The organism is Listeria cornellensis FSL F6-0969, assembly GCF_000525855.1.
GTDB lineage: Bacteria > Bacillota > Bacilli > Lactobacillales > Listeriaceae > Listeria_A > Listeria_A cornellensis.
Map to the genome: position 1 here is coordinate 18,992 of NZ_AODE01000022.1, position 23,333 is coordinate 42,324.

Consider the following 23,333-nt stretch of genomic DNA (forward strand, 5'->3'; position numbering starts at 1 on the left):
CCTTGATGCTGTTGATTAAGGATTTTTTCTGTATGGAAATGAATGAAAGTCACGCAAAATCTGATTTTCTAGCGTGGCTGCAAAAGAATATAGTTTTGTTGCGCGGATGTCGTTCTCAATCAAGGCAGGGTTAGCTTTAGAAGCTGTACTGATGATTGGTAATGCGATGTCTTTTTTGATTTGGCGGAGATATTGTTGGCCAGTGACTGACATGCCTAAAAGTCGGATGTAGTTTTGCGTCGGCGCAGTAGCTTCGGTTTGTTGCGCTAGAATTTGAAGTGCCGTGCGCTTGATACGTGAGTTGCTATAGCGTTTCGTTCTTGTTGCTGCAAGAAATTCGTCAAAATTGATCGCGTGAAGTGCCGCTTGTTGTAATCGGTTTTCGATGCCTTCGGAGACGCCACGTATGCTTGGAAGTTGAGCGGTGGGTGCGGTAATAAGTTGGTATTTAAGTAGCGGCCAAAAATCATTCCAAGAGACAAAGGAATGCGTTTCGCGGAATTTCTGCAAAATACTGAATGTGGTATGGGGGACGTATTGATGGGCTTTTTTCCAGTCGTTGGCAAGCAACATCGTTCGGATAGCTGTGGCACTCGCGATAGAATGATGCGTTGGATTCGCGTCGTGATAGGCCGCATTTTGTCGAGCCATCGTCGCGATTTCGATTTTTTTGCCCTGCTCAGCGATCGCGAGTGCATAGTGGAATCCAAGAATGTTATTCGGTTGCGCTAAATCAAGCGTCAAATCGGGCGCTAGTTCGTGAATAGCAGCATTCCAAGCTGTTGCATAGCTATGCGTCTTATCGTCCAGAAAACGTCGCATAGCCGCTTTAAAAGGGATGCTTTGTTCTATCATCAACTTTGCCGCAGAACTAAAAGCATGCGCATCCCCATTTTCACTACCAAAAAAGATCGACTGAACATTTAGTGCGCCTAAAATTTCGATGGCTCCATTGGCAAAAATCGCTGCCTGCTGTGTTGCGAAGTGAAAAGGAAGTTCTACCACGAGATCCACACCAGCATCAATCGCCATCTGCGCGCGTTCCCATTTTGGTAGGAGAGCCGGTTCGCCTCGCTGCAAAAAAGAACCACTCATAACAGCGATAATAACATCAGCGTGCGTTTGTTTCTTTGCTTCTCGTAAATGCAGTAAATGCCCATTGTGGAACGGATTATATTCCACGATAATGCCGGTTGCTTTCATTTTTATCAACTCCCTGTCACAATAATATCTAGTAAAACAATTCGTTCTAATAGCTAGGTGAGTCTACCATTTGAGTTTGGCAAGTGAATCATGTTAGACTAAATAAATGAACTATTTTAAAGGAATTCATCGGTTGCTATTTCTGATTACTTCCAGAATACCATAAAAACTGGCGGGAGAACATGGTTCGCTTAGGAAATAGGGATTGACAAAAGGCTTAGAAAAGTCTATAATATTTTTTTGTTGCGCTTGGAGTGATAAACGATGAAATGGTCATTAATTCAACTACAGAAATACCGCGGTAAGAAAGTGCCGTTTGAACAGGAAATAGATGTAACAGAATACTTGAAAAAGCACAATCATGATGTTCGTTCAGCGAGCCTAGTAAAGGTTTCTGGCAACATTACGGTGCGTCAAGATTCGGTTTTGATTGACCTTGTTTTGGATGGAACCTTTGTATTACCATGTGCCAGAACATTTGAAGATGTTATTTATCCGTATCATATCGAATCTGTGGAAACGTATGTGAACAAAGAGGAGAAGATACTGGACGAGACACATCATATGATGGACGGCGATAAAATTGACGCGTTGCCAGTGATGGAAGAATTACTTTTGTTGGAGATTCCGATGCAAGTTTACAGCGATAATGTGGAGAACGCGTTATCAGAAGGAAACGATTGGAACGTCATAACAGAAGAAGAACTGGAGCAACAAGCAAAGCAAGAAGAAACAAAAGTGGATCCTCGTCTTGCAGGGTTAGCCGATTTCTTTGATAAGAAAGAAGACTGATTCTAAGAGCTGGAATATATTTTAAGAGAAAGAAATTTTTTCTTAAATGGATTGCGATCAAGGAGATATCCTGAAGTCGCGAAGGAGGTGTATGGAAATGGCAGTACCTTTTAGAAGAACATCTAAAGCGAAAAAACGCAAACGTCGTACGCACTTCAAATTACAAGTGCCTGGTATGGTTGAATGCCCTAATTGTGGCGAGTACAAACTTTCTCACCGTATTTGTCCTGAATGTGGTCAATATAACGGCAAAGAAGTAGTAGAAAGCAACTAATTTGCGTGAACAAAGCAAGCGATACGTACGCTTGTCCAAATAAAAACCCCAGAAGACGCCATGGATCTTCTGGGGTTTTTATTTTAGGATTTTACGACGTACATAAATAGACAAAATATTTTACCTTACCCTCAAAAATGCAAAACACCAAAGATTTTGCTAAAATAGAGCCAAGCTATGAAAGAGGAGTGAAGGACATGACTTATCGAGTTGGCATTATTGGTGCAGGAGCATTAGGAATTTTATATGCAGGGCTACTACGTGCAGAGGTAACGCTCTATACACGAACGAAGAAGCAGGCTGATATGATTGAAGAACGTAGCGGTATAGCAGTCGTTGTCGATAATGTGGAGAGTCTTGTCGGTGTCCGCGCGACCCCAATAGCAAATGCGGATTTCACAGCGATGGATTTTGTCATCGTAACGGTGAAGTCTTACCAACTAGAGACTGTGATGGAAGTACTCATGAAAATCCCTGAGAATACGCCACTTTTATTCTTACAAAATGGTATAGGTCATCTATCGCAACTCCTGAATCTACCACATAAAACAATTCTAATCGGAACATGTGAGCACGGCGCTGGGAAGATGGATGCTACAACAGTAGTGTGGCGTGGTGTAGGCCAAACGAATTGGGCGATTTATCGTGGGAAGGTAAACGCGATGTTACGGACTGCCATGACGGCTAACCCTGCCTTTCCTTTTTTAGAACAAGCAGATTTTGAAGAAATGGTTTATAATAAGTTATTGGCAAACGCGGTAATTAATCCGTTGACGGCCGTTCTTGGCGTGCCGAACGGTGCTTTATTACATAATGAATATTGGTATGAAATATTGGTAAATCTAACGGGAGAAGTGGCGTATGTGCTGCATTGTGAGGATGCGCTGGAGAAGGTGACCGCGATATGCGCAGCGACATCTGCTAACTATTCTTCGATGGCGACAGATGTGCGAGAGAAGCGGCGGACAGAGATTGCAAGTATTTCGGGAGCTGTTGTTGCGCTTGCTCGGAAACAGGGAATGGTAGCGCCAATTTCAGAGACATTATACGGCCTAGTGAAAGGGCTAGAAGGAGAGTACCTACAGTGAATTGGTTAACGAATATAACGGTGCTTGTGATTATAGCTCCTGTGCTTATTTTTACGGTGACATTCATGGTGACGCAATATATGACAAAAAGAACGCCAAAAGCTGTGAAGCGAAGCGCTGATGTGACGACGTTTTTTTTTGATTTTAGCAGTTCATTTTTTCATGATTGTGCTGTTTGATCAATCCTTTTTGCTATATATTTTATTGTTTTTATTTTTGGTTGGCATTGTATTTGTCGCGTTATACGCCAAGTCGCAAGGTGATATTAATTTTCGCAAGGTGATTCGCGGGTATTGGCGTATTTGTTTCTTTGCTTTTGCGATTTTGTATTTACTGCTGTTCGTAGTAGGTATTGTGAAAAGTATCCTATTAGTGTTTTAATCAATCCACAGTTTTTTCAAGTTTAAATGGCCGTATAGGTGCTTGTCTTCGGTCTGGATGGTGGCGTGGATGAATTGGTGCTTGGTGAGGTGCTCTAAGAAAAGAAATAGGTGATTATCGCGCACAAAGCACTCTATCTGGTCGTAAAAATGATCGCGGTCACTGAAACGAATACATTGCCGCGCTTGGCGTAGTAGCTCCTCTATTTGTTGGAGCTCTTTTTCTGCCAAAAAACGTTGAGGTGCCAGATTAGGGTTTCCGTAAAAATCCATAAAAGCAACCTCGATATCAGTACTCGGAACGTCTGCACTCATGCTAATATCTACATCTTCCCACTGACTAGGTTGATAAAATTCAGAGCTAATATCGATAATTCGTAACTCGAGTGAAATACCGAATCTAGCAGCTTGAGCCACAATCCAATGTCCTTGGCGGATACTTTTTGCGTGTGAAAGAATAGCGAATTGTAATGTCTCACCAGTATAGTGGGCGTTTTTTTAGCAATATCTTTATTTTGCTTGGATTTCTTGGCTGTGCACTGGATTTATGGAAAAAGTAACTGGATGCCTCGGAATTTTCGTGATTTTCTAAGTCGCGGAGCATTTTTTGTGGGTTAAGTAGGTGGTAAAAGGCTTCACGAAATGCTGGGTGATGTGCAAAAGCGCAATGCTTGAAATTAAAAGTAAGGATATTGACGCCGTAATCTTTTGTGGTGTGGTCTGTGTAGTCATTGTCATCCGCGTTTCCCATGTTTGTGACGGTGATGACGGGATTAGTCTGGTCTTTTACGAGCCAGAACTCAATGCGATCGAGAAACGGACGTTCTAAAAAATGAGAACCGAATGCTTCTAAAATAAGTTTTTGAGAGCTCCTTTTTGCTATTTTGAAGGCTCCAGTGCTGATCCATTTAAACTCGTCAAACGGAACATCATGTGGTAAGATAACGAGGTTTCCTAAGCAAAGATAGCGAATGAAAAAGGGATTGGGAGCGCGGAGATGAATTGTAATTTTAGTTTTGGATGGGAGGTCAATTCGTGCGATATCCTTTAGATACCAATGGGTTACAGTGCCTTTTTGCATGGCTTTTTCAAGGGTTTGGCGAATATCGGTACTCGTCAATGTTCTGCCGTGATGAAATGGAATTCCTTTTCTGATATAAAATGTCCATGCGGTGCTGTTATTCTCTGCTTTCCAATGATGCGCGATGCATGGCACGACGGTATTGGTCGTTGTGTCGAAGCGAACGAGTGGATCGCCGAGTTGAAGAAGTAAGGAGCTTTCCATATTGATCGATGTATGTAGTGGATCAAGGATGCTAAAAGGGCGTGCGATGACGAGACGCAATATGTCTTGGTCGCCTTTTTCGGTGTGAAGCCCGAATAGTTCGTTTATTTCGGAAGATACGGCGCTAAACCATTCGCGCGGAATATTCAGCTGCAAAAGGGTGAGTAGTTTATCTAGATTTTCTTGCTCCACTGCAGTGCGGATGAAGTCCTCGATTTCTGATTGGAAGCTTTGTTGGAATGTGATTTTTGATGCGTTTCCTCGGCCACGACCGGGTTGATAATGGCACAATTTGAGTTCTTGATATTTTTTAAGTTTGCGCTTGACGTTTTTATCGCTACACTCCCATTTTTCGGCCAGTTCATTCAGGCGAAATATGGCTGTGTCACGGATTTGTCTTTCTAGTAAAAAAGCACGCATATCGTAATAGGCGAAATCTCGCATGGTAGAGCCTCCTTCTATTATAAAAGGGGACAAAAAAATATGATATTATCCCTTTTTCTCCTTTTTAAAACTAGTTATACTATGTTTAGGAGGTGAAGTCAATGTTTCGTACATTGCATCCCAATATAAAGGCACGGATTGGTATTTCGTTTTTAAGCAAACTGATTGGTTCGATGGTATTTCCGTTTATGGCGATTTATTTTGCGAAGGAGATTAATATTGGTGTCGCGGGTATTTTACTCGTGATTAATATTGCTGTGCAGTTTGTTGCAAGTATTTATGGCGGGCATTTGGCGGATCATATTGGACGTCGGAAATTGATGGTTTGGGGAGAATGGGTGAAAGTTGGAGGGTTTGCGCTGATGCTGTCCGTGAATTCGCCTTGGTTGGTGTCTCCGTGGTTGACATTTGTAGCACTACTTTTGATTGCGGTGTCGCAAGGCTTTACTATTCCTGCCAGTGACGCGATGCTGATTGATGTGAGTACGCGTGAGGAGCGGGCTTATATGTATTCGATTAATTACTGGGCCAACAATTTATCAGTGATGATTGGTGTTATTATTGGTGGCTGGTTTTTCCAGAGTTATTTATTCGAACTGCTCATCGGTTTGCTCGCGATGTCTCTGGTGACGACGTGGCTGACGATTACGCTGATTTCGGAAACGTTGGAGCGGAGTGAAAATGCTTTGGCTAGTGATGCGGGAATAAGAGGTTTATTTCGGAGTTACCGGAAAATTTTGTATGATGCGCGTTTTCTATGGTTCACCGCAGGAGGGATCGCAGTATTGTCGATTGAGTTCCAACGTAATAATTTTATTTCGGTACGGCTAGCCGATATATTCCCGCCGATGATGTACCAATTTGGTTGGCTTGGAAATATACCTTTTGATGGCGTGAAATTAGTCAGTATTTTGACATTGGTAAACACACTGATGATTGTGCTTTTCACAGCCCCGATTGCAAAATGGGTTCGAGATCGCAATTTGCAGAAGTGGATGTATGTTGGTTTTATTGTTTTTGCGTCTGGGTTTGCGGTATGTGCGTTTACGGATAGCATTTGGATACTCTTCGGCGCCACGGTTATTTTATCTGTTGGAGAACTGCTTTACGTGCCAACGCGGCAAACGATTCTGGCGGACATTGTAGACGATTCCATGCGCGGGACTTACATGGCATTTAATGGCTTTGTTTTTCAAATTGGAAAATTAATTGGAGCTGGAAGTTTGATGTTTTCGCCGTATATTGGGAAGTATGGCATGGCTTTATTCATCTTGCTTTGCGGACTAGTTGGGGTAATGATGACGTTCTGGGCGCTTAGACCAACAATGAGGACGGTGAAGCAAGAATAGGGAAAAGAAGAGATACGACCGAGGGATTTTTCGGTGGATATCTCTTCTTTTTTGCGTTATTTTGCGCCATGATCTAGTAATAAATTGGTAATGGCATGATAGCCTTGTTGTTTCGCGTGCGCAAGCGGTGTGACGCCGTTTGAATCTGCGATGTTTGGATCCGCGCCGTTTTCCAGTAATGCTTGCACGATTTGTTGTTGCGTTTTGCCACCGTCAGAGAGAACAATCGCTTCTAAAAGTGCCGTCCAGCCTGGATTGTTTACGTGATTCACATCGATATTAGTTTCAGCTAAAAGCAGTTGAACGTTGGCTAGGTGACCTTTTTCAGCAGCTGGGATCAAGGCTGTTCCTCCAAAACGGTTCGTTAGCGTGTAGTCGGGTTTGTGCAGAATCATTAATTTCAAAATTTCCGTCCGTCCCTCTGCGCCAGCGTATAAAAAGGGACTATCTTTTATCTTGTCTTGCAAATTGACATTGGCGCCGTGCTGTAGGAATACTTTTGCCATCGGGATATTGTTTGCGTGTGTCGCGACGAGTAAGCCACTTTCGCCGCGTTGATTTACCGTATCAACTTGTGCGCCTTCTTGTAGCAGGGCTTCGATTTGTTGGGTATCGCTTGCTTCAGTAGCTTGGAGTAAGGATTGATTCAAATCTGCCATATTTTTTGGCATAGGCTTCTCCTCCGTTTCTTTTTTAGTGGTGCTTTCCTGCGTGTTGGTGGTTGGTTTTTCTGTGGTGACATTCGAGCAGGCGGTGAGTAAGAACGTCACGAGAATGAGAACTAATTTTGCCATTGGATGACCTCCTTCATTAATCTTAGTATGTCATATAAAAATAAACTGGAGATTAACTGGGGCTTAAAATGCTGTTACTATAAATTTTGTTATGTATTTTACTATTCCTCCCACCATCACCCACTTTTTTTTAAGGTTTTAAAATGGCTCTATAACTTGCTTTTTAGCGTTTGAATTTCATATGTTGTTTCTTTTTTGAGCTTTTTTTTCATTTTTTGGTGGTACGAAGTGGGGAGTTGTGGTAAAGTTGTCTATAAGAAAGTGGGGATGGACTATGTTCATGGGCGAATATCAACATAACATTGATATAAAGGGTCGTTTAATCGTGCCATCTAAATTCCGTGAACAATTAGGGGATCAATTTGTCATTACCCGAGGGCTTGATAAATGTCTTTTTGCTTATCCGCTTGATGAGTGGACGAAAGTAGAAGAAAAGATCCAGACGCTCCCGCTGACTAAAAAAGATGCTCGTTCTTTTACCCGTTTTTTCTTTTCTGGGGCTTCGGAATGTGAGCTTGATAAGCAAGGTCGGATTAATATTCCGTCCAATTTAACAAGCTATGCGGAACTCGAGAAAGAGACGGTGATTGTCGGGGTCGCAAGTCGTATTGAAATTTGGAGCAAGTCGGAATGGGATAAATTCTTCGATGAAGCCGAAGAGTCATTCACTGACATTGCCGAAAATATGATTGGCTTTGATATTTAAAAAGAGGAGGGACACAAAGATGTTCCAACATGAGACGGTATTGTTAAAAGAAACGGTTGATAGTTTGAATATAAAACCGAATGGTGTATATGTGGATTGCACGTTAGGTGGTGCAGGACATAGTGCTTACTTATTAAGCCAACTTTCAGACGCAGGACATTTATTCGCATTTGACCAAGATAATAAGGCGCTTGCTCACGCCAAAGAGCGATTAAAGGAATATGAAGGACAGGTCACGTTTATCAAAAGCAACTTTAGATATATGAAGGAAGCATTACTAGAAGTTGGGATTACGGAAGTGGATGGCATTTTGTATGATTTGGGTGTTTCGTCACCACAGCTAGATGAACGGGAACGTGGATTTAGTTATCATCAAGATGCACCGCTCGACATGCGAATGGATCAAGAGGCAGAACTTACGGCACGCGATGTCGTGAATGATTGGCGTTATGAGGATCTTGTGCGTATTTTTTTCCGTTATGGTGAGGAGAAATTTTCGAAGCAAGTGGCGCGTGAGATTGAGCGTAGGCGTGAAGTCGCGCCGATTGAGACGACTGGGGAATTAGTGGATGCGATTAAAGCCGCGATTCCAGCACCAGCAAGGCGAAAAGGTGGACATCCGGCAAAACGGGTTTTCCAAGCGATTCGTATTGCAGTGAATGACGAGCTAGGCGCAGTAGAGGATTCGCTAAAAGAGGCGATGGATTTACTGAAACCGGGCGGACGAATCAGCGTGATAACGTTCCATTCTTTAGAAGACCGTATTACAAAACAAATGTTCACAGAGGAAGCAAAAGGACCGGAACTGCCACCAGGGTTACCGATTATTCCAGATGAGTATAAGCCAAAAATGAAGTTAGTCACAAGAAAACCGATTCTCCCGTCTGAGGAAGAACTAGCAGCAAACAACCGCGCGCGTTCGGCGAAACTCAGAGTGATAGAACGGAATATTTAGGAAGTAGGAGTGAAGTAGATGAGTAACAATGTAGCCTACAAAACGAATGCGGAACCGAAACGCGTACATAGGGAAGCACCGCAACCGCAGCCTAAAAAACAAATTTTAAAACGTGGTAAAATAACGTTGGGCGAGAAGTTGATTGCGTCTGTATTTATTATCGTTATTGCGGTATTTGCTTTTAAAATCATTCATGTACAAGCGCAAGTATACAGTGTGAATCAAGGCATTCAAGAGAAGCAGGCAGATGTGGATAAGCAAGTGAAGGCGAATGAGGACTTGTCGGCAGAAGTGGCTGACCTTAGTCGTTATGAACGTGTATGGAAAAAAGCGAAAGAACTTGGATTGAAACTCGATCCAGATAATGTGAAGGTAGTGGAAGGTAAATGAAAAAACGAGTAGGAAACATGCGAAGAGGCGCTTTGGTTCTTTTTATCATCTTTGGAGTTATTTTTCTGTCGGTTATCGGACGCTTCTTTTACATGCAAGTCGTTGGCGATGTTAACGGCGTTCCACTTGCGGCCAAAGCGGCTAAACAGCATTTACGAAGCAGTGTCATTGAAGCAAATCGCGGCTCTATTTTAGATCAAAAGGGCGAAGTGATTGCTAAGGACACTGCTTCTTATACGTTGGCGGCAGTGCTTGATCCAAAGCAAACGGTGGACGCAAAAAATCCGCATCACGTGGTGGAAAAAGAAGAGACAGCGGCCCTTTTGGCGAAATATTTGCCGATGAAAGAAGCGGGTATTTTGAAAAAACTGCAAAAGAAAGATGTATTCCAAGTGGAGTTTGGAAAAGCTGGGAAGAATTTATCGGCGGAAGTGAAGGACAAGATCGAGGCTTCGAAATTGCCAGGCTTGGTATTCACGAAACAGGCGGAACGATTTTATCCGAATGGCGTGTTTGCCTCCCATCTGATTGGTTATGCGCAACAAGAAACTGGTAAGGATGGCATTTCTAAATTGATTGGTAAAATGGGCATTGAGAAGGCGTATAATGATATTTTGACTGGTAAAAATGGTTCGATTAATTATGACGCGGATAAATATGGCTACATTTTGCCGAATGCGAAAAGTGCGGTGAAAGAGGCGCAAGATGGGCAAGATATTTATTTGACGCTTGACAAGAAGATTCAGACGTTTTTGGAGGATACGCTAAATACGGTGGATGCGAAATATAATCCGAAAAATATGATGGCGGTTGTGATGAATCCGAAAACGGGCGAGATTTTGGCGATGAGTCAGCGGGATACATTTAACCCAACAACGAAGGAAGGTTTGACGAACCAATGGGCGAACTTGCCGGTTGAGATTACGTATGAGCCTGGTTCGGTTATGAAGATATTTTCGCTTGCCTCGGCCATTGATTTAGGTGTTTATCATCCGAATGCATACTATCAATCGGGAACGTATAATGTTGGTAGTATACCGATTCATGATCATAATGCTGGTGTTGGCTGGGGTTCGATTACGTATCGCGAAGGCGTGGAGCGTTCGAGTAACGTTGCTTTTGCGAAACTCCTAGCTGGTATGGGCCCGGATAAATTCAAAACGTATTTGCAAAACTTTGGCTTTGGTGCGAAAACGGGTATTGACCTTCCGAATGAAGCGACTGGTAAAATTTTGTTTGATCGGAGAATCGAGCAGGTGACTACGGTCTTTGGTCAAGGTACGACGGTGACGATGATGCAAATGCTTCAAGGTGCGACGGCGATTGCGAGTGACGGTACGATGAAGCAGCCGTATGTTGTGTCGAAGGTTGTCGATCCGAATACTGGTAAAGTGACGGAAACGAAGACGGTCACAACTGGAAAACCGATCAGCGCGGCAACGGCGAAACAGACGCGTGAAGAGTTGCGGAATGTTATTAAGGGTGAAGTTGGAACTGGGAAGTTGTACGCCATTGATGGGTATGATATTGCTGGTAAAACCGGGACATCACAAATTCCAAATCCGAATGGTGGGGGCTATATGACGGGGAACGATAACTATATTTTCTCTTTCATGGGCATGGCACCAGCGAAAGATCCCGAGCTTGTGATGTACGTGACGATGCAACAACCGCAATTATCTGGTACGGAGACGGGCGGAAAAGCAGTGTCGGAAATTTTCAATCCAGTGATGAAAAACAGTTTGCAGTATTTGAATATTAAATCGGCGGATACGGCGAAACTGAAAACGGTTGAGATAACATCGATGGCTGGGAAAACCCCGGACGCTGGGAAGAAAGAGTTGGAAGCGAAGAAATTGATTCCAGTCGTGATTGGCAACGGTAAGAAAATTGTACAACAGTTGCCGCTAACTGGGGAGAAAATTTTAGAAGGGCAGCGGGTTATTTTGATGACAGAAGGCGACATGACGATTCCTGATATGAAGGATTGGGCGAAGAATGATGTGCTCAAGGTTTCGGAAATAACGGGTGTTCCTTTTAAAGTTAATGGGAATGGTTATGTATTGAAACAAAGTCTTTCTGCGGGATCGGTGCTCAATGACAAGTCGCAGGTAACGATAGAACTTGCTACACCAGATAACATTCCGAACTTCAATAAGGTCCCGAAAGTAGAGGACAATAAAGAAGATTCAGCGGATACGACAGTGCAAGAGGCGACGGGGCTAAACGCTTTATTAAATTAGTAAATGGGGTAGGCGCACACTTTTTCGAGAATCGTAAGCGTGATGTGCCTGCTTGTTTTTATAGCTGGGGAAACAGTGTTAAAAGACTAGTATTTCGCCGCTGTTTTTGCTAATATAGAATAGAAGATTTGTCATCGTTACGCGCGCTGATATGCACTCGTTTTTTTTAGAGGTTGCGATATCATTTTTTGCGTTGGACTTTGGAGGTGATGAGATGGAAGGGAAGTTCGAAATGGAATTAGAGAAGCTGATACAGGCAATTCCTTATAGCCAGCTGGTGCAAGCCAAGGAAGATGCGCTACATATAGAAGTGAAAAGCGTTGAACAGGACAGCAGACAGGTGACGACGGGTACGTTATTTGTGTGCATCGACGGAGAAGTGGTAGACGGGCATGCGTTCGCGAAAACGGCGCAGGAACAAGGTGCGGTTGCGATTGTAGCGGAGCGGATGTTAGCGGATATCACGATTCCAGTCATTTTGGTACAGGACGGAAAACGGGCGATGGCGATGCTTGCCGCGGCATTTTACGCGTATCCAACGACGGAAATGAATTTGATTGGTATTACGGGAACAAACGGCAAAACAACGGTGAGTCATCTAGTGGAGTTCATTTTAGCGGATCATGCGGTGACGACGGGCTTGATTGGAACGATGTATCGCAAAATTGGCGCAGATATTTTGGAAACGAAAAATACGACGCCTGACAGTTTGACGTTGCAAAAGACGTTTCGGCAAATGCGTGATCAGGAAGTGACGACGGCGATCATGGAGGTGTCCTCGCACGCGCTTGTGCAGGGACGTGTCTATGGCTCAGAATATGACATCGGGGTATTTACGAATTTATCGCAGGATCATTTGGATTACCACAAGACGATGGAAGAATACGCCCACGCGAAAAGTTTATTGTTCGCCCAACTCGGGAATGGCTATGGCGGTTTCGCGAAAACGGCGATTATTAACGGGGATGACCCGCATGCAAAAATGATGATTGAGGCGACAGGCGTGAGCTTGTTGACGTATGGCATTGATGGTGCGGCGACATTCCGGGCTAGTGATATTAGGATTAGCAGTAAGGGGACAGGATTCCAGCTTCATTTTCAGGATGAGGTTTTCGCTGTGCGACTGAAATTGATTGGCAAATTTAACGTGTATAACGCGCTCGCAGCGATTGCGACGGTTTACGCGGCGAAGGAAGCACCACACGCGATTCCAGACATTATCGCTTCCCTTGAAAAAGTGCAAGGTGTAGCGGGGCGTTTTGAGCTTGTGGACGCGGGACAACAGTTTCCGGTGATTGTGGATTACGCGCATACGCCAGATGGTTTAGAAAATGTCTTAAAAACAGTGACTGAATTTGCGATAGGACGCATTTTTGTCGTCGTTGGCTGTGGTGGTGATCGGGACAAGGGAAAACGCCCACAGATGGCGCAGATTGCTGTGAAGTACGCGACGGACCCGATTTTCACATCGGATAATCCGCGGACGGAAGTGCCGATGCAGATTATTGAGGATATGCTAGCGGGTGTGCCTTACGCGATGTATACAGTGAAGGAACACAGGCATGACGCGATTCGGTTTGCAGTAAAGCAGGCGAACCCGGAAGATGTGATTTTGATAGCTGGAAAAGGGCATGAAACGTATCAAATCATTGGTGATGTTGTCCATGATTTCGATGATCGCAAAGAAGCACGCGAAGCCATTTTAGCAAAGATATTATAACGGGACATTTTACGATAGCGAAAGATACAAAATAGATTGGAGCGAAAAAGCGTGTCATTATATTGGATAGTTACAACATTTGCGATGGCTTTTATTATTACTGTCATCGGGGTACCTTTATTTATCCCGTTTTTACAAAAATTAAAGTTTGGTCAAAGTATTCGTGAGGAAGGTCCACAAAGCCATCAGAAAAAATCAGGGACACCCACAATGGGAGGTCTCGTATTCCTTCTCGCGATGATTATCAGTTTCGTTATCATGACGCTAATCGGTGGTTGGTTTGGCAGTGAAGCATTGCTATTACTCATTCCGCTCGTCCTATTCGGCGCATTAGGATTTTTAGATGACTACATTAAAGTCGTGAAAAAACAAAATTTAGGATTGCGTTCGAAGCAGAAGTTTTTAGGGCAAGTTGTTATTTCGCTCTTGTTCTACCTGATTTATCGCTGGAATGGCTATCCAGAAACACTGACAATTCCGTTCACGTCAACGGAGGTTAATCTTGGTTGGTTCTTCCTAATCTTCGTGATTTTCTGGCTAGTAGGATTCTCGAATGCTGTGAATTTAACGGATGGCTTGGATGGCTTGGTTTCAGGGCTTTCTGTCATTGCTTTTGGTGCTTTTGGAATCATCGCGATTTTCCAAGACCAAGATGTTGTAGCCATGTTCTGTTTGGCGATTGTCGGGGCGATGCTAGGTTTCCTACTATTCAATAAGAATCCTGCAAAAATTTTCATGGGGGATACAGGATCATTAGCACTTGGTGGCGCGATTGCCGCGATTTCGATTTTGTTACAACAAGAATGGATGCTGCTTTTAATCGGACTCGTATTCGTTATCGAAACGGCCTCGGTTATCATCCAAGTTTTCTACTTTAAAGTTACAAACGGAAAGCGATTATTCAAAATGAGTCCGATTCACCATCACTTTGAACATGTCGATATTGGCTGGTCAGAATGGCGTATCGTCTTCACTTTCTGGGGTGCGGGACTTGTCTGTGCGATCATTGCACTGTTCATCATCCTTTAAAAAATGGGAATGAGTTGAAACTGGGGGAATAAAAATGAAAAACATTATTCAATATAAGCATCGCAAAGTACTTGTATTGGGCTTAGCGAGAAGTGGTGTCGGTGCGGCATCATTACTTCATAAACTCGGCGCCTTTGTGACAGTGAACGATCAAAAGCCGTTTAGTGAAAATCCAGAAGCACAAGGCTTACTAGAACAGGGCATTAAAGTCATCTGTGGCGCGCATCCTGTGGAACTTCTGGACGAAGGATTCGAGCTTGTCGTGAAAAATCCGGGGATTCCGTACGACAACCCGATGATTAAAAAAGCACAAGATTTAATGATCCCAATTATTACCGAAGTCGAGCTAGCGTATCAAATTTCTGATGCGCCAATCATTGGTATTACTGGTACAAACGGAAAAACAACGACGACGACTATCGTGCATCATATGCTGAATGAAATGACGCCCAATAAATCGCTACTTGCTGGTAACATCGGTTTTCCAGGTTCAGAAGTTGCTGAAAAAGCGACGGCAGATCAATATATTGCGATGGAGCTCTCCTCGTTTCAGTTGATGGGAATTCGCACGTTTTGCCCGAAAATCGCGGTGATTACGAATATTTATGAGGCACATATCGATTATCATAAGACGCGCGAAGAATACGTGAAAGCCAAATGGCGCATCCAAGAAAACCAAACAAAAAATGAATTCTTAGTTATCAACTGGGATCAAGATGAATTGCGGAACATGACGAAGCGTACGAAAGCGAAAGTGATACCGTTCTCGCCAACCCAAAAAACTGGGCGAAGGTGCCTATGTCAAAGATGGCAATATCATGTTTTACGACGAAGTTATCGGAAAGCGTGATGATATCTTACTTCCAGGAGAGCATAATTTAGAAAATATCTTGGCTTCCATCGCAGTTGCTAAAATTTGTGACGTGAGCAATGAACAAATCATGCACGTGCTGGAAACCTTTAAGGGCGTAGAACACCGGACACAGTTTGTCAAAGAGCTGAACGGACGCAAATTTTACAATGACTCCAAAGCAACGAATATTTTGGCAACACAAAGCGCGCTTAGTGGTTTTAATAAACCAGTGGTGCTTCTGGCTGGTGGGCTTGATCGAGGTATTGAATTCGACGAACTCAAACCATTTTTCAAAAACGTGAAGACATTGATTACATTCGGCGAAACGGCTGAAAAAGTAGGTCGTGTCGGTAAAGAAGCAGGCGTGGATGTACACCGTGTGCATGATGTGACGGCTGCTGTGCCACTTGCCTACGAACTATCCAATCCAGGCGATATCATTTTACTGTCACCAGCATGCGCGAGTTGGGATCAATACAGAACGTTCGAAGTTCGAGGCCGTGCCTTCATGGATGCCATCGAAGAATTGCCAGATGAGGTGGAAAAATGAAATTTGTTATAAGCGGTGGCGGAACGGGTGGACATATTTATCCAGCTCTTGCGCTAATCCGAGCAATAAAAAAAAAGAAATCCTGAAGCCGAATTCCTCTATATTGGAACGGAAAAAGGTCTGGAATCAACCATCGTAAGGCGTGAAGGGATTCCTTTTGAAGCAATCGAAATCACCGGCTTTAAACGCGCCCTATCCTTTGAGAACGTCAAAACAGTGACGCGTTTTTTCAAAGGAGTGACGCGGAGTAAAGCACTGATTCGCGCTTTCAATCCAGATGCCGTTATCGGCACAGGTGGTTATGTTTGTGGCCCTGTCGTCTACGCAGCAGCCAAACTGAACGTCCCGACACTCATCCACGAACAAAATAGCGTGGCCGGTCTAACGAATAAGTTTTTAAGTCGTTATGCAGACCGTGTGGCGATTTGTTTTGAAGAAGTGAGCGATTCCTTTGCCGCTGAAAAAGTCGTTTTCACAGGGAACCCACGAGCATCTGAAGTGGTGGGTATCGAATCAGGGGATATATTAACCGAATATGGCTTGGAACAAGACAAGCCGACAGTCCTTGTTTTCGGTGGGAGCCGCGGTGCCCGAGGAATTAACGAAGCTGTGGAAGCCAACCTTGCGAAAATCGGCAAACGAGCTTACCAGTTGCTTTACGTTACCGGCGATGCTCATTTTGAGAAAATCAAAGAAAAGCTTGCCGATATGGAGCTAAACAATAACATTAGCATTCAGCCGTTCATCTACGACATGCCAAAAGTACTTAACGTCAGTACCTTAGTTGTATCAAGAGCCGGCGCCACATCACTAGCAGAATTGACCGCGCTAGGCGTACCTAGCATCTTAATCCCAAGTCCGTATGTCACGGCAAATCACCAAGCTAAAAATGCAGAATCATTGGCTAAGAAAGCGGCAGCATCCGTCATCGCAGAGTCAGATCTTACACCAGTACGTTTACTAGATGAAATCGATAATATCATGGGGAGCCCTGAAAAATTGGCAAAAATGCAATACGAAGCCAAACAACTCGGTGTTCCTGACGCAGCAGACAAGCTTGTGGATGCCATCTATGATATTATCAATAACTAAAAACAGATGAGGAGGACAGTCACATGGCGAGTAATAAAAAAAATTGTTTCTATCGAAAGCAGAATTCCAGAACTAAAAAAAATATCGCAAAAAGAAACTGATTCGCCATATGTCAATCCTAATTAGTATCTTTGTGCTCCTCATTTTAATTACGCTCTACTTCCTGTCACCACTAAGTAAAGTCCAGCGTATTTACGTCGATGGGAATCATCAAGTGGATGAACAGACCATTTTGACGGAAGGGAATTTAAATCTGGAAGCTTTCGTTTTTGGGATAAATAAGTCGAAAAGCATTGCCTCGCTGGAAAAAAATCCACTGATTAAAGAAGCCGCGATCGAGCTACAAGGCTTAAATACGTTACGCGTCCGTATCACAGAAAACAAAACAATCGGCTACCAAGAGAAGGCGGGTCAGTATTTCGATATTTTAGAAACAGGTAAACTGCTCACGACACAGCCGAAGCAATTCCCAATCGGAAATAATCCTATTTTTAGCGGCTTTAAAAATGGGCAAGTGTTAGAAGACATGGTATCTCAGCTTAACGAATTACCAGAAGGTGTCCTACTATCCATTTCCGAGATTCATTTTGCACCAACAAAAAGTGATGATGAGCACATTAGTCTGTACATGAATGATGGCAACCAAGTCTCCGCGACAATCTCTACCTTCGCTGAAAAAATGGCGCATTATCCATCCATCGTTGCCCAATTAAAAACGGATCAAAAAGGTATCATTGATTTAGAAATTGGTTCCTATTTCCGGACATATTTAAAAGATAAAGAAGAACAAGCCGCGTTAAATAATAAGAAATGATAAGTAGATTACAAAGTGGTCTAAGCTGAAACGTAAGAATCAGCACATAATCTGTTTCGCTATAAGAATGTACGTTCCTCTTTTGGCAATGAATTAAAAAAAAAAGCTAAAAAGTTGCTGAAAAACATCCTTTGTGCTTTTATTACCATGCTTCTTGGTGTAGACTGTAGATAAGTGTTGATTGAATAGTATATCTTTTATACTCTACTATCACGTTTGCCTGAGAGGGGAATCTTGAAGGCCAAACTCCAACCATTAAAATAAACATTCAACTAAAACTGACTACTGAAATTTTGCAAGTAGACAAATAAAATAAGACAGATTATGAAGTAAAGGAGGTGCCGATAAGTGGGAGAAAACGAGATTTACGTAAGCTTGGATATTGGAACATCATCTGTGAAAGTGATTATCGCAGAGATGGCCAATGACAGACTCAATATTATCGGTGTGGGTAATATAGCGTCTCAAGGAGTTAAAAAAGGCGTTATTGTTGATATTGACAAGACAGTAGAATCGATTAAAAAAGCCATTGAACAGGCAGAGCGTATGGTAGGTGTACACGTGTCACAAGTGATTGTTGGCATTGTTTCTAGCCAAGCGCGACTGGAAGCTTGCCGTGGCGTCGTTGCCATTAGCGGTGAAAATCGCGAAATTACAGATGACGATGTATGGAATGTCATAGATTCCGCGCAGGTAATTTCACTCGCTCCAGATAGAGAGATTATTAATGTGATTCCCGATCAATATGTAGTCGATGGCTTTGAGGGCGTAAATCCAAGAGGAATGATTGGTGTGCGTCTAGAAATGGAAGGAACACTTATTACTGGTTCAAAAACGATCCTACATAATACGCTGCGTTGCGTAGAACGTGCTGGGTTAGAAATTACAGATATCGTGCTTCAACCACTCGCAGAAGGCTCGGTTTCCTTAACAGAAGATGATAAAGAATTCGGTACAGCATTGGTAAATATCGGTGCTGGAACGACGACAATCAGTGTGTTTGAACAAGGTAAATTAACGTATACAACCGTGCTAGCAGTTGGTGGTGACCACGTAACAAAAGATTTATCACTAGGATTAAACACATCCACAGCCAACGCTGAAAAAGTGAAATTAGAGCATGGATACGCTTTTTACGATGATGCTTCTGCGGATGTTGCATTTGGTATCGACGTCATCGGCAGTGATCAACAGCAACATTTCACGCAGTTAGAAGTAGCAGACATTATTGAGGCGCGTATGGAAGAAATTTATACATTGACCGTAGAAGAATTGACACGCGTTGGTAAAGGACATCTGCCTGGAGGTTATGTGTTAACAGGTGGAACGATGTCGATTCCAGGTGCGATTGATCTTGCTGGTAAAGTATTTCAAGCGCATGTAAGATTAGCTATTCCAGATTATATAGGTGTTCGTGAACCGAGTTTTACGACTGCTGTTGGCTTGATAAAATATGCCTATCAAACGGCTGAAAAAGAAGGTAGAAGCCTAAATTCTGAGCCGTCCGAAGCGATAGAAACGAAAGAAGAACAGTATTCGAAACCAAAGCAAAAACCAAAGAAAACAGAAGAAGAGAAAGTTTCCACCAAGATGAAGAATTTCTTCGGGGCATTTTTCGATTAGAAGAAGCAAGTGTTTTCGTTAAAAAGGTGAAATTAGGAGGCAAATAGTATGTTAGATTTTGACACGAGTGCAGAAAGCTTAGCAACAATTAAAGTAATCGGAATCGGTGGTGGCGGAAATAATGCGGTCAACCGGATGATTGAACATGGTGTCCAAGGTGTCGATTTTGTCGCCGCAAATACGGATGCACAAGCTTTGAATCTTTCTAAAGCAGAAGTTCACTTGCAAATAGGCACGAAATTAACGCGTGGACTAGGAGCAGGAGCTGTTCCTGAAATTGGTAAAAAAGCTGCAGAAGAAAGTCGCGAAATGATCGAAGAAGCGCTAAAAGGTGCTGATATGGTTTTCGTAACAGCTGGTATGGGCGGCGGAACTGGAACTGGTGCAGCGCCGGTTATCGCAACGATTGCTAAAGAAATGGGTGCGTTAACGGTAGGTGTGGTGACGCGTCCATTTGGTTTTGAAGGTCCAAAGCGTTCGAAACAAGCAGCAATTGGTACAGAAGCAATGAAGGAAGCAGTAGACACGCTTATTGTTATTCCGAATGATCGTTTACTACAAATTGTCGATAAAAATACGCCGATGTTAGAAGCGTTCCGTGAAGCTGATAATGTTTTACGCCAAGGTGTACAGGGTATATCAGATTTAATTGCTGTTCCTGGTTTAATCAACTTGGATTTCGCCGATGTAAAAACAATTATGACGAATCGTGGTTCGGCATTAATGGGAATCGGTATTGGAACTGGTGAAAATCGTGCGGCTGATGCTGCGAAAAAAGCGATCTCATCTCCACTACTTGAAACATCGATTGACGGTGCAAAAGGCGTGTTGATGAATATCACTGGTGGTTCTAATTTGAGCCTGTATGAAGTGCAGGAAGCGGCTGAAATCGTATCTTCTGCATCGGATGAAGATGTGAATATGATTTTTGGTTCGGTTATCAATGATGAATTGCAAGAAGAATTGATTGTGACGGTTATCGCGACGGGGTTTGACGAAGCAGCTCAAGCGAAACAACAAGCCCAAGCCCAAAGTCGTCCAAATCCAGCGATTCAGGTGAACCGCCCTGGTTATGCTGTAAAAGAAGAATCGAATGCGCCACAACAGCAAGCATCAAATGATGAACAAAAACAGGCGCCCCACGTAGAGGAACAACGCCAAAATCTCGATGTAGAAGTGCCTGCATTCATTCGCAACAGGAATCGTCGAAACTAATAAAAGTATGAAAAAAATAGGTGATAAGTGATGAGCTATAACGAAAACTTACAAGCAATTGAAGATAAAATTTCCGAAGCAGCGAAAAGAAGTAGTCGTGACGTGGCAGACGTTCATTTAGTTGCCGTAACGAAAACTGTGGACGTTGTTGCGATGGAGAAGCTGTACAATCTCGGCATTCGTCATTTTGGTGAAAATCGAGCGGACGTATTTACAGAAAAAGTAGAAGCGTTCACGGATAAAACCGATATTGTTTGGCATTTTATCGGATCATTACAAACACGAAAAGTGAGAGCCATCCTACCATATATGCATTTTTTACATTCGCTGGACCGGAAGTCATTGGCTGATGAAATCGAAAAACGTGCGACGCAAAAGATTGCTTGTTTTTTGCAAGTGAATATTTCTGAGGAAGAAACAAAGCACGGTTTTAATGCCGAAGAAGCCATCGCATTTGTGAAGGCGCAGAATTATGAATATGTTGAAATTGTTGGCTTAATGACAATGGCTCCAAACACCGATGATGAGCAGACTTTACATCACGTTTTTCAAGGATTAAAAGCAGTGCAGCTAGAAATAGAGAAACTTGGAATCCCGAATGTTCCGTGTCACGAATTATCGATGGGAATGACGAATGATTTTGAGGTTGCAGTAGAAGAAGGCGCAACGTTTATCAGAGTAGGAAGAGCTTTAGTAGAGGAAAACTAAATGTGGAGGTGTAAATCAGATGGGATTAAAAAATAAATTTAAATCTTACTTTTTCTTAGATGAGGAAGAGGGCGAAGATTATTACGAAGAGCAACCGGTTGCGGCGAAACCTCAACCACTTCGCGAGGTTCCAACTGAGAAAAAAATGAAAAAACCAACAGGAAAAAAACTATTTTACGAATCAAAGCGAAGTAGCTCCAGTCGATGAGCATAAAGTGGTAAGCATGAACGGTGCCCAATTTTCAAGCCAAATGGTGCTTGTGGAACCACGTGTTTATGCAGAAGCGCAAGAGCTTTCTGATTACTTGAAGGAATATAAAACGGTGGTTGTGAATTTACAACGTATTAGCCATGACCAAGCAATCCGAATTGTGGACTTTTTGAGTGGAACTGTGTATGCTTTAGGTGGAGATATTCAACGTATTGGCAACAATATTTTCCTCTGCACACCAGAAAACGTCGAGGTTGATGGCGCAATTTCTGAGATGTTAGAAGAACAAGATTTTATGTAAATGAGGTGTAACACATTATATTAGCATATCAGATCGCACATTATGTCTTTCTAGTACTGGATTATTTCCCGTACGTACTGTTTGTTTATATTTTAATGTCTTGGTTTCCTGGTGCTTATGAAACCACATTTGGCCGCTTTTTAACGAAGATTTGTGAGCCTGTTTTGGCACCGTTTCGGAAAATCATTCCGCCTATTGGTGGGGTCCTTGATTTATCACCAATCATTGCCTTTTTTGCGATAAGAATGGCGACGTTTGGCTTGCAGTACTTAGTGTATAATTATTTATTGCCACTATTTTTCTAAATAATGTTGATACCGAAATGAAAGCTGTCTGGAAATCAGGAGTGCTTTCATTCGGTATTTTTTGGAATTATACGGGTGTTAAAAAACTTGGAAGCGTGCTATAATGGGAGTTATGAAAGCAACGACTATATCGCAAAATGACTTTTTCATAAGAGGCATTTTGTTGTTAAAGGGAGTAAGGGACATGGAAGGGATTTATCAACATTTTAGAGCAGAAGAGCATAGTTTTATTGACGTAGCGTTGGAGTGGATTTTACAGGTTGAGGATCAGTACACGCCGCGTTTGACGGATTTTTTGGATCCGCGGCAGCGTCTGATTTTGGAGTCGGTGGTCGGAGGTTATGATCATATGAAGGTGAAATTCTGGGGTGGGGTCGCACATGCAGAACGTCGACGTGCGCTTATTTATCCGGATTATTATGAACCGACGGATACTGATTTTCAGATTACACTGTTTGATATTCGCTATCCGGTGAAATTCACGACATTGTCGCACCAAACGATTCTTGGAACGGTGATGTCGCTTGGTATGAAGCGGGATATTTTCGGTGATATTTTGACGGAAAATGAGTTGTGGCAGTTTTTTGTGATGAGCGAGATGAAAGAGTACATTAGTTTGCAGCTTGATAAAATAGGGAAAGTGAATATCATGTTGGAGGAATTAAGCCTAGACCAAGCATTACCTGTGCGTACGGATTGGGAGTATGTTGGGACGACGATTACGAGTTTGCGACTGGATCTTGTCGTGGCAACAGCACATAATATTTCACGTCAAAAAGCGAAACAGCTCGTGCAGGGAAAACTGGTGAAGGTGAATTGGAAGACGGTTGAAAATCCTGATTTTGAATGTGAAGAATTGGATATTATTTCAGCACGTGGCTATGGTCGTGTCAAGCTGGGAGAAATCAATGGACACACGAAGAAAGACAAGATTCGAATGGAAATCGGTTATTTACGTTAATATTTTTGCTTTTTGAGAAGCTAATACTTGCGAGAAAGTTAGAATTTT

19 protein-coding genes and 5 pseudogenes are annotated in these 23,333 nt (G+C 42.8%); 20 read left to right on the forward strand and 4 right to left on the reverse strand.

What is annotated here, in order from left to right; translation table 11 throughout:
* Positions 1 to 15: 15 nt before the first annotated feature.
* Complete coding sequence (locus PCORN_RS10335; RefSeq protein WP_036080118.1) at positions 16 to 1,203, reverse strand: nucleotidyltransferase; 1,188 nt, start codon at positions 1,201 to 1,203, stop codon at positions 16 to 18.
* Positions 1,204 to 1,467: 264 nt separating this feature from the next.
* On the opposite strand from PCORN_RS10335, the gene PCORN_RS10340 reads away from it, so the two are divergent.
* From PCORN_RS10340 to PCORN_RS10355, 4 genes and pseudogenes are all read left to right on the forward strand, one after another.
* Positions 1,468 to 1,995, forward strand: a complete 528-nt coding sequence (locus PCORN_RS10340; RefSeq protein ID WP_036080120.1) for a YceD family protein — start codon at positions 1,468 to 1,470, stop codon at positions 1,993 to 1,995.
* A 97-nt stretch (positions 1,996 to 2,092) separates the two neighbouring features.
* Entirely contained in the window at positions 2,093 to 2,269 is a 177-nt protein-coding gene (gene rpmF / locus PCORN_RS10345) for a 50S ribosomal protein L32 (protein ID WP_036064226.1), read from the forward strand.
* 197 nt (positions 2,270 to 2,466) lie between these two features.
* Positions 2,467 to 3,357, forward strand: a complete 891-nt coding sequence (locus PCORN_RS10350) for a 2-dehydropantoate 2-reductase (protein WP_036080123.1) — start codon at positions 2,467 to 2,469, stop codon at positions 3,355 to 3,357.
* Positions 3,354 to 3,738 (forward strand): annotated as a pseudogene (locus PCORN_RS10355) (DUF3397 domain-containing protein). Before PCORN_RS10350 ends, PCORN_RS10355 begins: the two are co-directional and overlap by 4 nt.
* Here PCORN_RS10355 and PCORN_RS18485 read toward each other — a convergent pair.
* Positions 3,735 to 4,154 (reverse strand): periplasmic substrate-binding domain-containing protein, encoded by a 420-nt coding sequence (locus PCORN_RS18485; protein WP_051999390.1) that lies wholly within the window; start codon positions 4,152 to 4,154, stop codon positions 3,735 to 3,737. The pseudogene PCORN_RS10355 and the gene PCORN_RS18485 sit on opposite strands and share 4 nt — an antisense overlap.
* Before the next feature lie 58 nt (positions 4,155 to 4,212).
* Positions 4,213 to 5,466: an ABC transporter substrate-binding protein gene (locus PCORN_RS10360; RefSeq protein WP_051999391.1), complete on the reverse strand. Its 1,254-nt coding sequence runs from the start codon at positions 5,464 to 5,466 to the stop codon at positions 4,213 to 4,215.
* A 101-nt stretch (positions 5,467 to 5,567) separates the two neighbouring features.
* On the opposite strand from PCORN_RS10360, the gene PCORN_RS10365 reads away from it, so the two are divergent.
* Complete coding sequence (locus tag PCORN_RS10365) at positions 5,568 to 6,815, forward strand: MDR family MFS transporter (protein WP_036080126.1); 1,248 nt, start codon at positions 5,568 to 5,570, stop codon at positions 6,813 to 6,815.
* A gap of 56 nt (positions 6,816 to 6,871) precedes the next feature.
* On the opposite strand, the gene PCORN_RS10370 is transcribed toward PCORN_RS10365, so the two are convergent.
* Positions 6,872 to 7,609: an ankyrin repeat domain-containing protein gene (locus PCORN_RS10370; protein ID WP_036080128.1), complete on the reverse strand. Its 738-nt coding sequence runs from the start codon at positions 7,607 to 7,609 to the stop codon at positions 6,872 to 6,874.
* Between the two features lie 274 nt (positions 7,610 to 7,883).
* On the opposite strand from PCORN_RS10370, the gene mraZ reads away from it, so the two are divergent.
* The 15 genes and pseudogenes from mraZ to PCORN_RS10450 all read left to right on the forward strand — a co-directional run bounded on the left by mraZ (position 7,884) and on the right by PCORN_RS10450 (position 23,285).
* Entirely contained in the window at positions 7,884 to 8,315 is a 432-nt protein-coding gene (gene mraZ, locus PCORN_RS10375; protein WP_036080131.1) for a division/cell wall cluster transcriptional repressor MraZ, read from the forward strand.
* A gap of 19 nt (positions 8,316 to 8,334) precedes the next feature.
* Positions 8,335 to 9,270: a 16S rRNA (cytosine(1402)-N(4))-methyltransferase RsmH gene (gene rsmH, locus PCORN_RS10380; RefSeq protein WP_036080133.1), complete on the forward strand. Its 936-nt coding sequence runs from the start codon at positions 8,335 to 8,337 to the stop codon at positions 9,268 to 9,270.
* 18 nt (positions 9,271 to 9,288) lie between these two features.
* Positions 9,289 to 9,660: a cell division protein FtsL gene (gene ftsL / locus PCORN_RS10385; RefSeq protein WP_036080136.1), complete on the forward strand. Its 372-nt coding sequence runs from the start codon at positions 9,289 to 9,291 to the stop codon at positions 9,658 to 9,660.
* Complete coding sequence (locus PCORN_RS10390) at positions 9,657 to 11,903, forward strand: penicillin-binding protein (protein WP_036080139.1); 2,247 nt, start codon at positions 9,657 to 9,659, stop codon at positions 11,901 to 11,903. The genes ftsL and PCORN_RS10390 overlap by 4 nt, the downstream gene beginning before the upstream one ends.
* A 232-nt stretch (positions 11,904 to 12,135) precedes the next feature.
* Positions 12,136 to 13,623, forward strand: coding sequence for a UDP-N-acetylmuramoyl-L-alanyl-D-glutamate--2,6-diaminopimelate ligase (locus PCORN_RS10395; protein WP_036080213.1), 1,488 nt, complete (start codon positions 12,136 to 12,138; stop codon positions 13,621 to 13,623).
* A gap of 51 nt (positions 13,624 to 13,674) precedes the next feature.
* Positions 13,675 to 14,652, forward strand: coding sequence for a phospho-N-acetylmuramoyl-pentapeptide-transferase (mraY, locus tag PCORN_RS10400; protein ID WP_036080141.1), 978 nt, complete (start codon positions 13,675 to 13,677; stop codon positions 14,650 to 14,652).
* Positions 14,653 to 14,686: 34 nt separating this feature from the next.
* Positions 14,687 to 16,055 (forward strand): annotated as a pseudogene (murD, locus tag PCORN_RS10405) (UDP-N-acetylmuramoyl-L-alanine--D-glutamate ligase).
* Positions 16,052 to 17,147: pseudogene (gene murG / locus PCORN_RS10410) on the forward strand (undecaprenyldiphospho-muramoylpentapeptide beta-N-acetylglucosaminyltransferase). Before murD ends, murG begins: the two co-directional pseudogenes overlap by 4 nt.
* A 6-nt stretch (positions 17,148 to 17,153) precedes the next feature.
* Positions 17,154 to 17,961 (forward strand): annotated as a pseudogene (locus tag PCORN_RS10415) (cell division protein FtsQ/DivIB).
* A gap of 348 nt (positions 17,962 to 18,309) precedes the next feature.
* Positions 18,310 to 19,584: a cell division protein FtsA gene (gene ftsA / locus PCORN_RS10420; RefSeq protein WP_036080143.1), complete on the forward strand. Its 1,275-nt coding sequence runs from the start codon at positions 18,310 to 18,312 to the stop codon at positions 19,582 to 19,584.
* A 48-nt stretch (positions 19,585 to 19,632) separates the two neighbouring features.
* The gene (gene ftsZ / locus PCORN_RS10425) at positions 19,633 to 20,799 is read left to right on the forward strand and encodes a cell division protein FtsZ (protein WP_036080146.1); all 1,167 of its coding nucleotides are present in this window, start codon (positions 19,633 to 19,635) and stop codon (positions 20,797 to 20,799) included.
* 30 nt (positions 20,800 to 20,829) lie between these two features.
* Positions 20,830 to 21,507: a YggS family pyridoxal phosphate-dependent enzyme gene (locus PCORN_RS10430; RefSeq protein ID WP_036080149.1), complete on the forward strand. Its 678-nt coding sequence runs from the start codon at positions 20,830 to 20,832 to the stop codon at positions 21,505 to 21,507.
* A gap of 19 nt (positions 21,508 to 21,526) precedes the next feature.
* Positions 21,527 to 22,019, forward strand: a pseudogene (locus PCORN_RS20350) (cell division protein SepF).
* A gap of 56 nt (positions 22,020 to 22,075) precedes the next feature.
* The gene (locus PCORN_RS10445) at positions 22,076 to 22,324 is read left to right on the forward strand and encodes a YggT family protein (protein ID WP_338151775.1); all 249 of its coding nucleotides are present in this window, start codon (positions 22,076 to 22,078) and stop codon (positions 22,322 to 22,324) included.
* A 184-nt stretch (positions 22,325 to 22,508) separates the two neighbouring features.
* Entirely contained in the window at positions 22,509 to 23,285 is a 777-nt protein-coding gene (locus PCORN_RS10450) for a YlmH family RNA-binding protein (protein WP_036080158.1), read from the forward strand.
* The last annotated feature ends 48 nt before the right edge of the window (positions 23,286 to 23,333 follow it).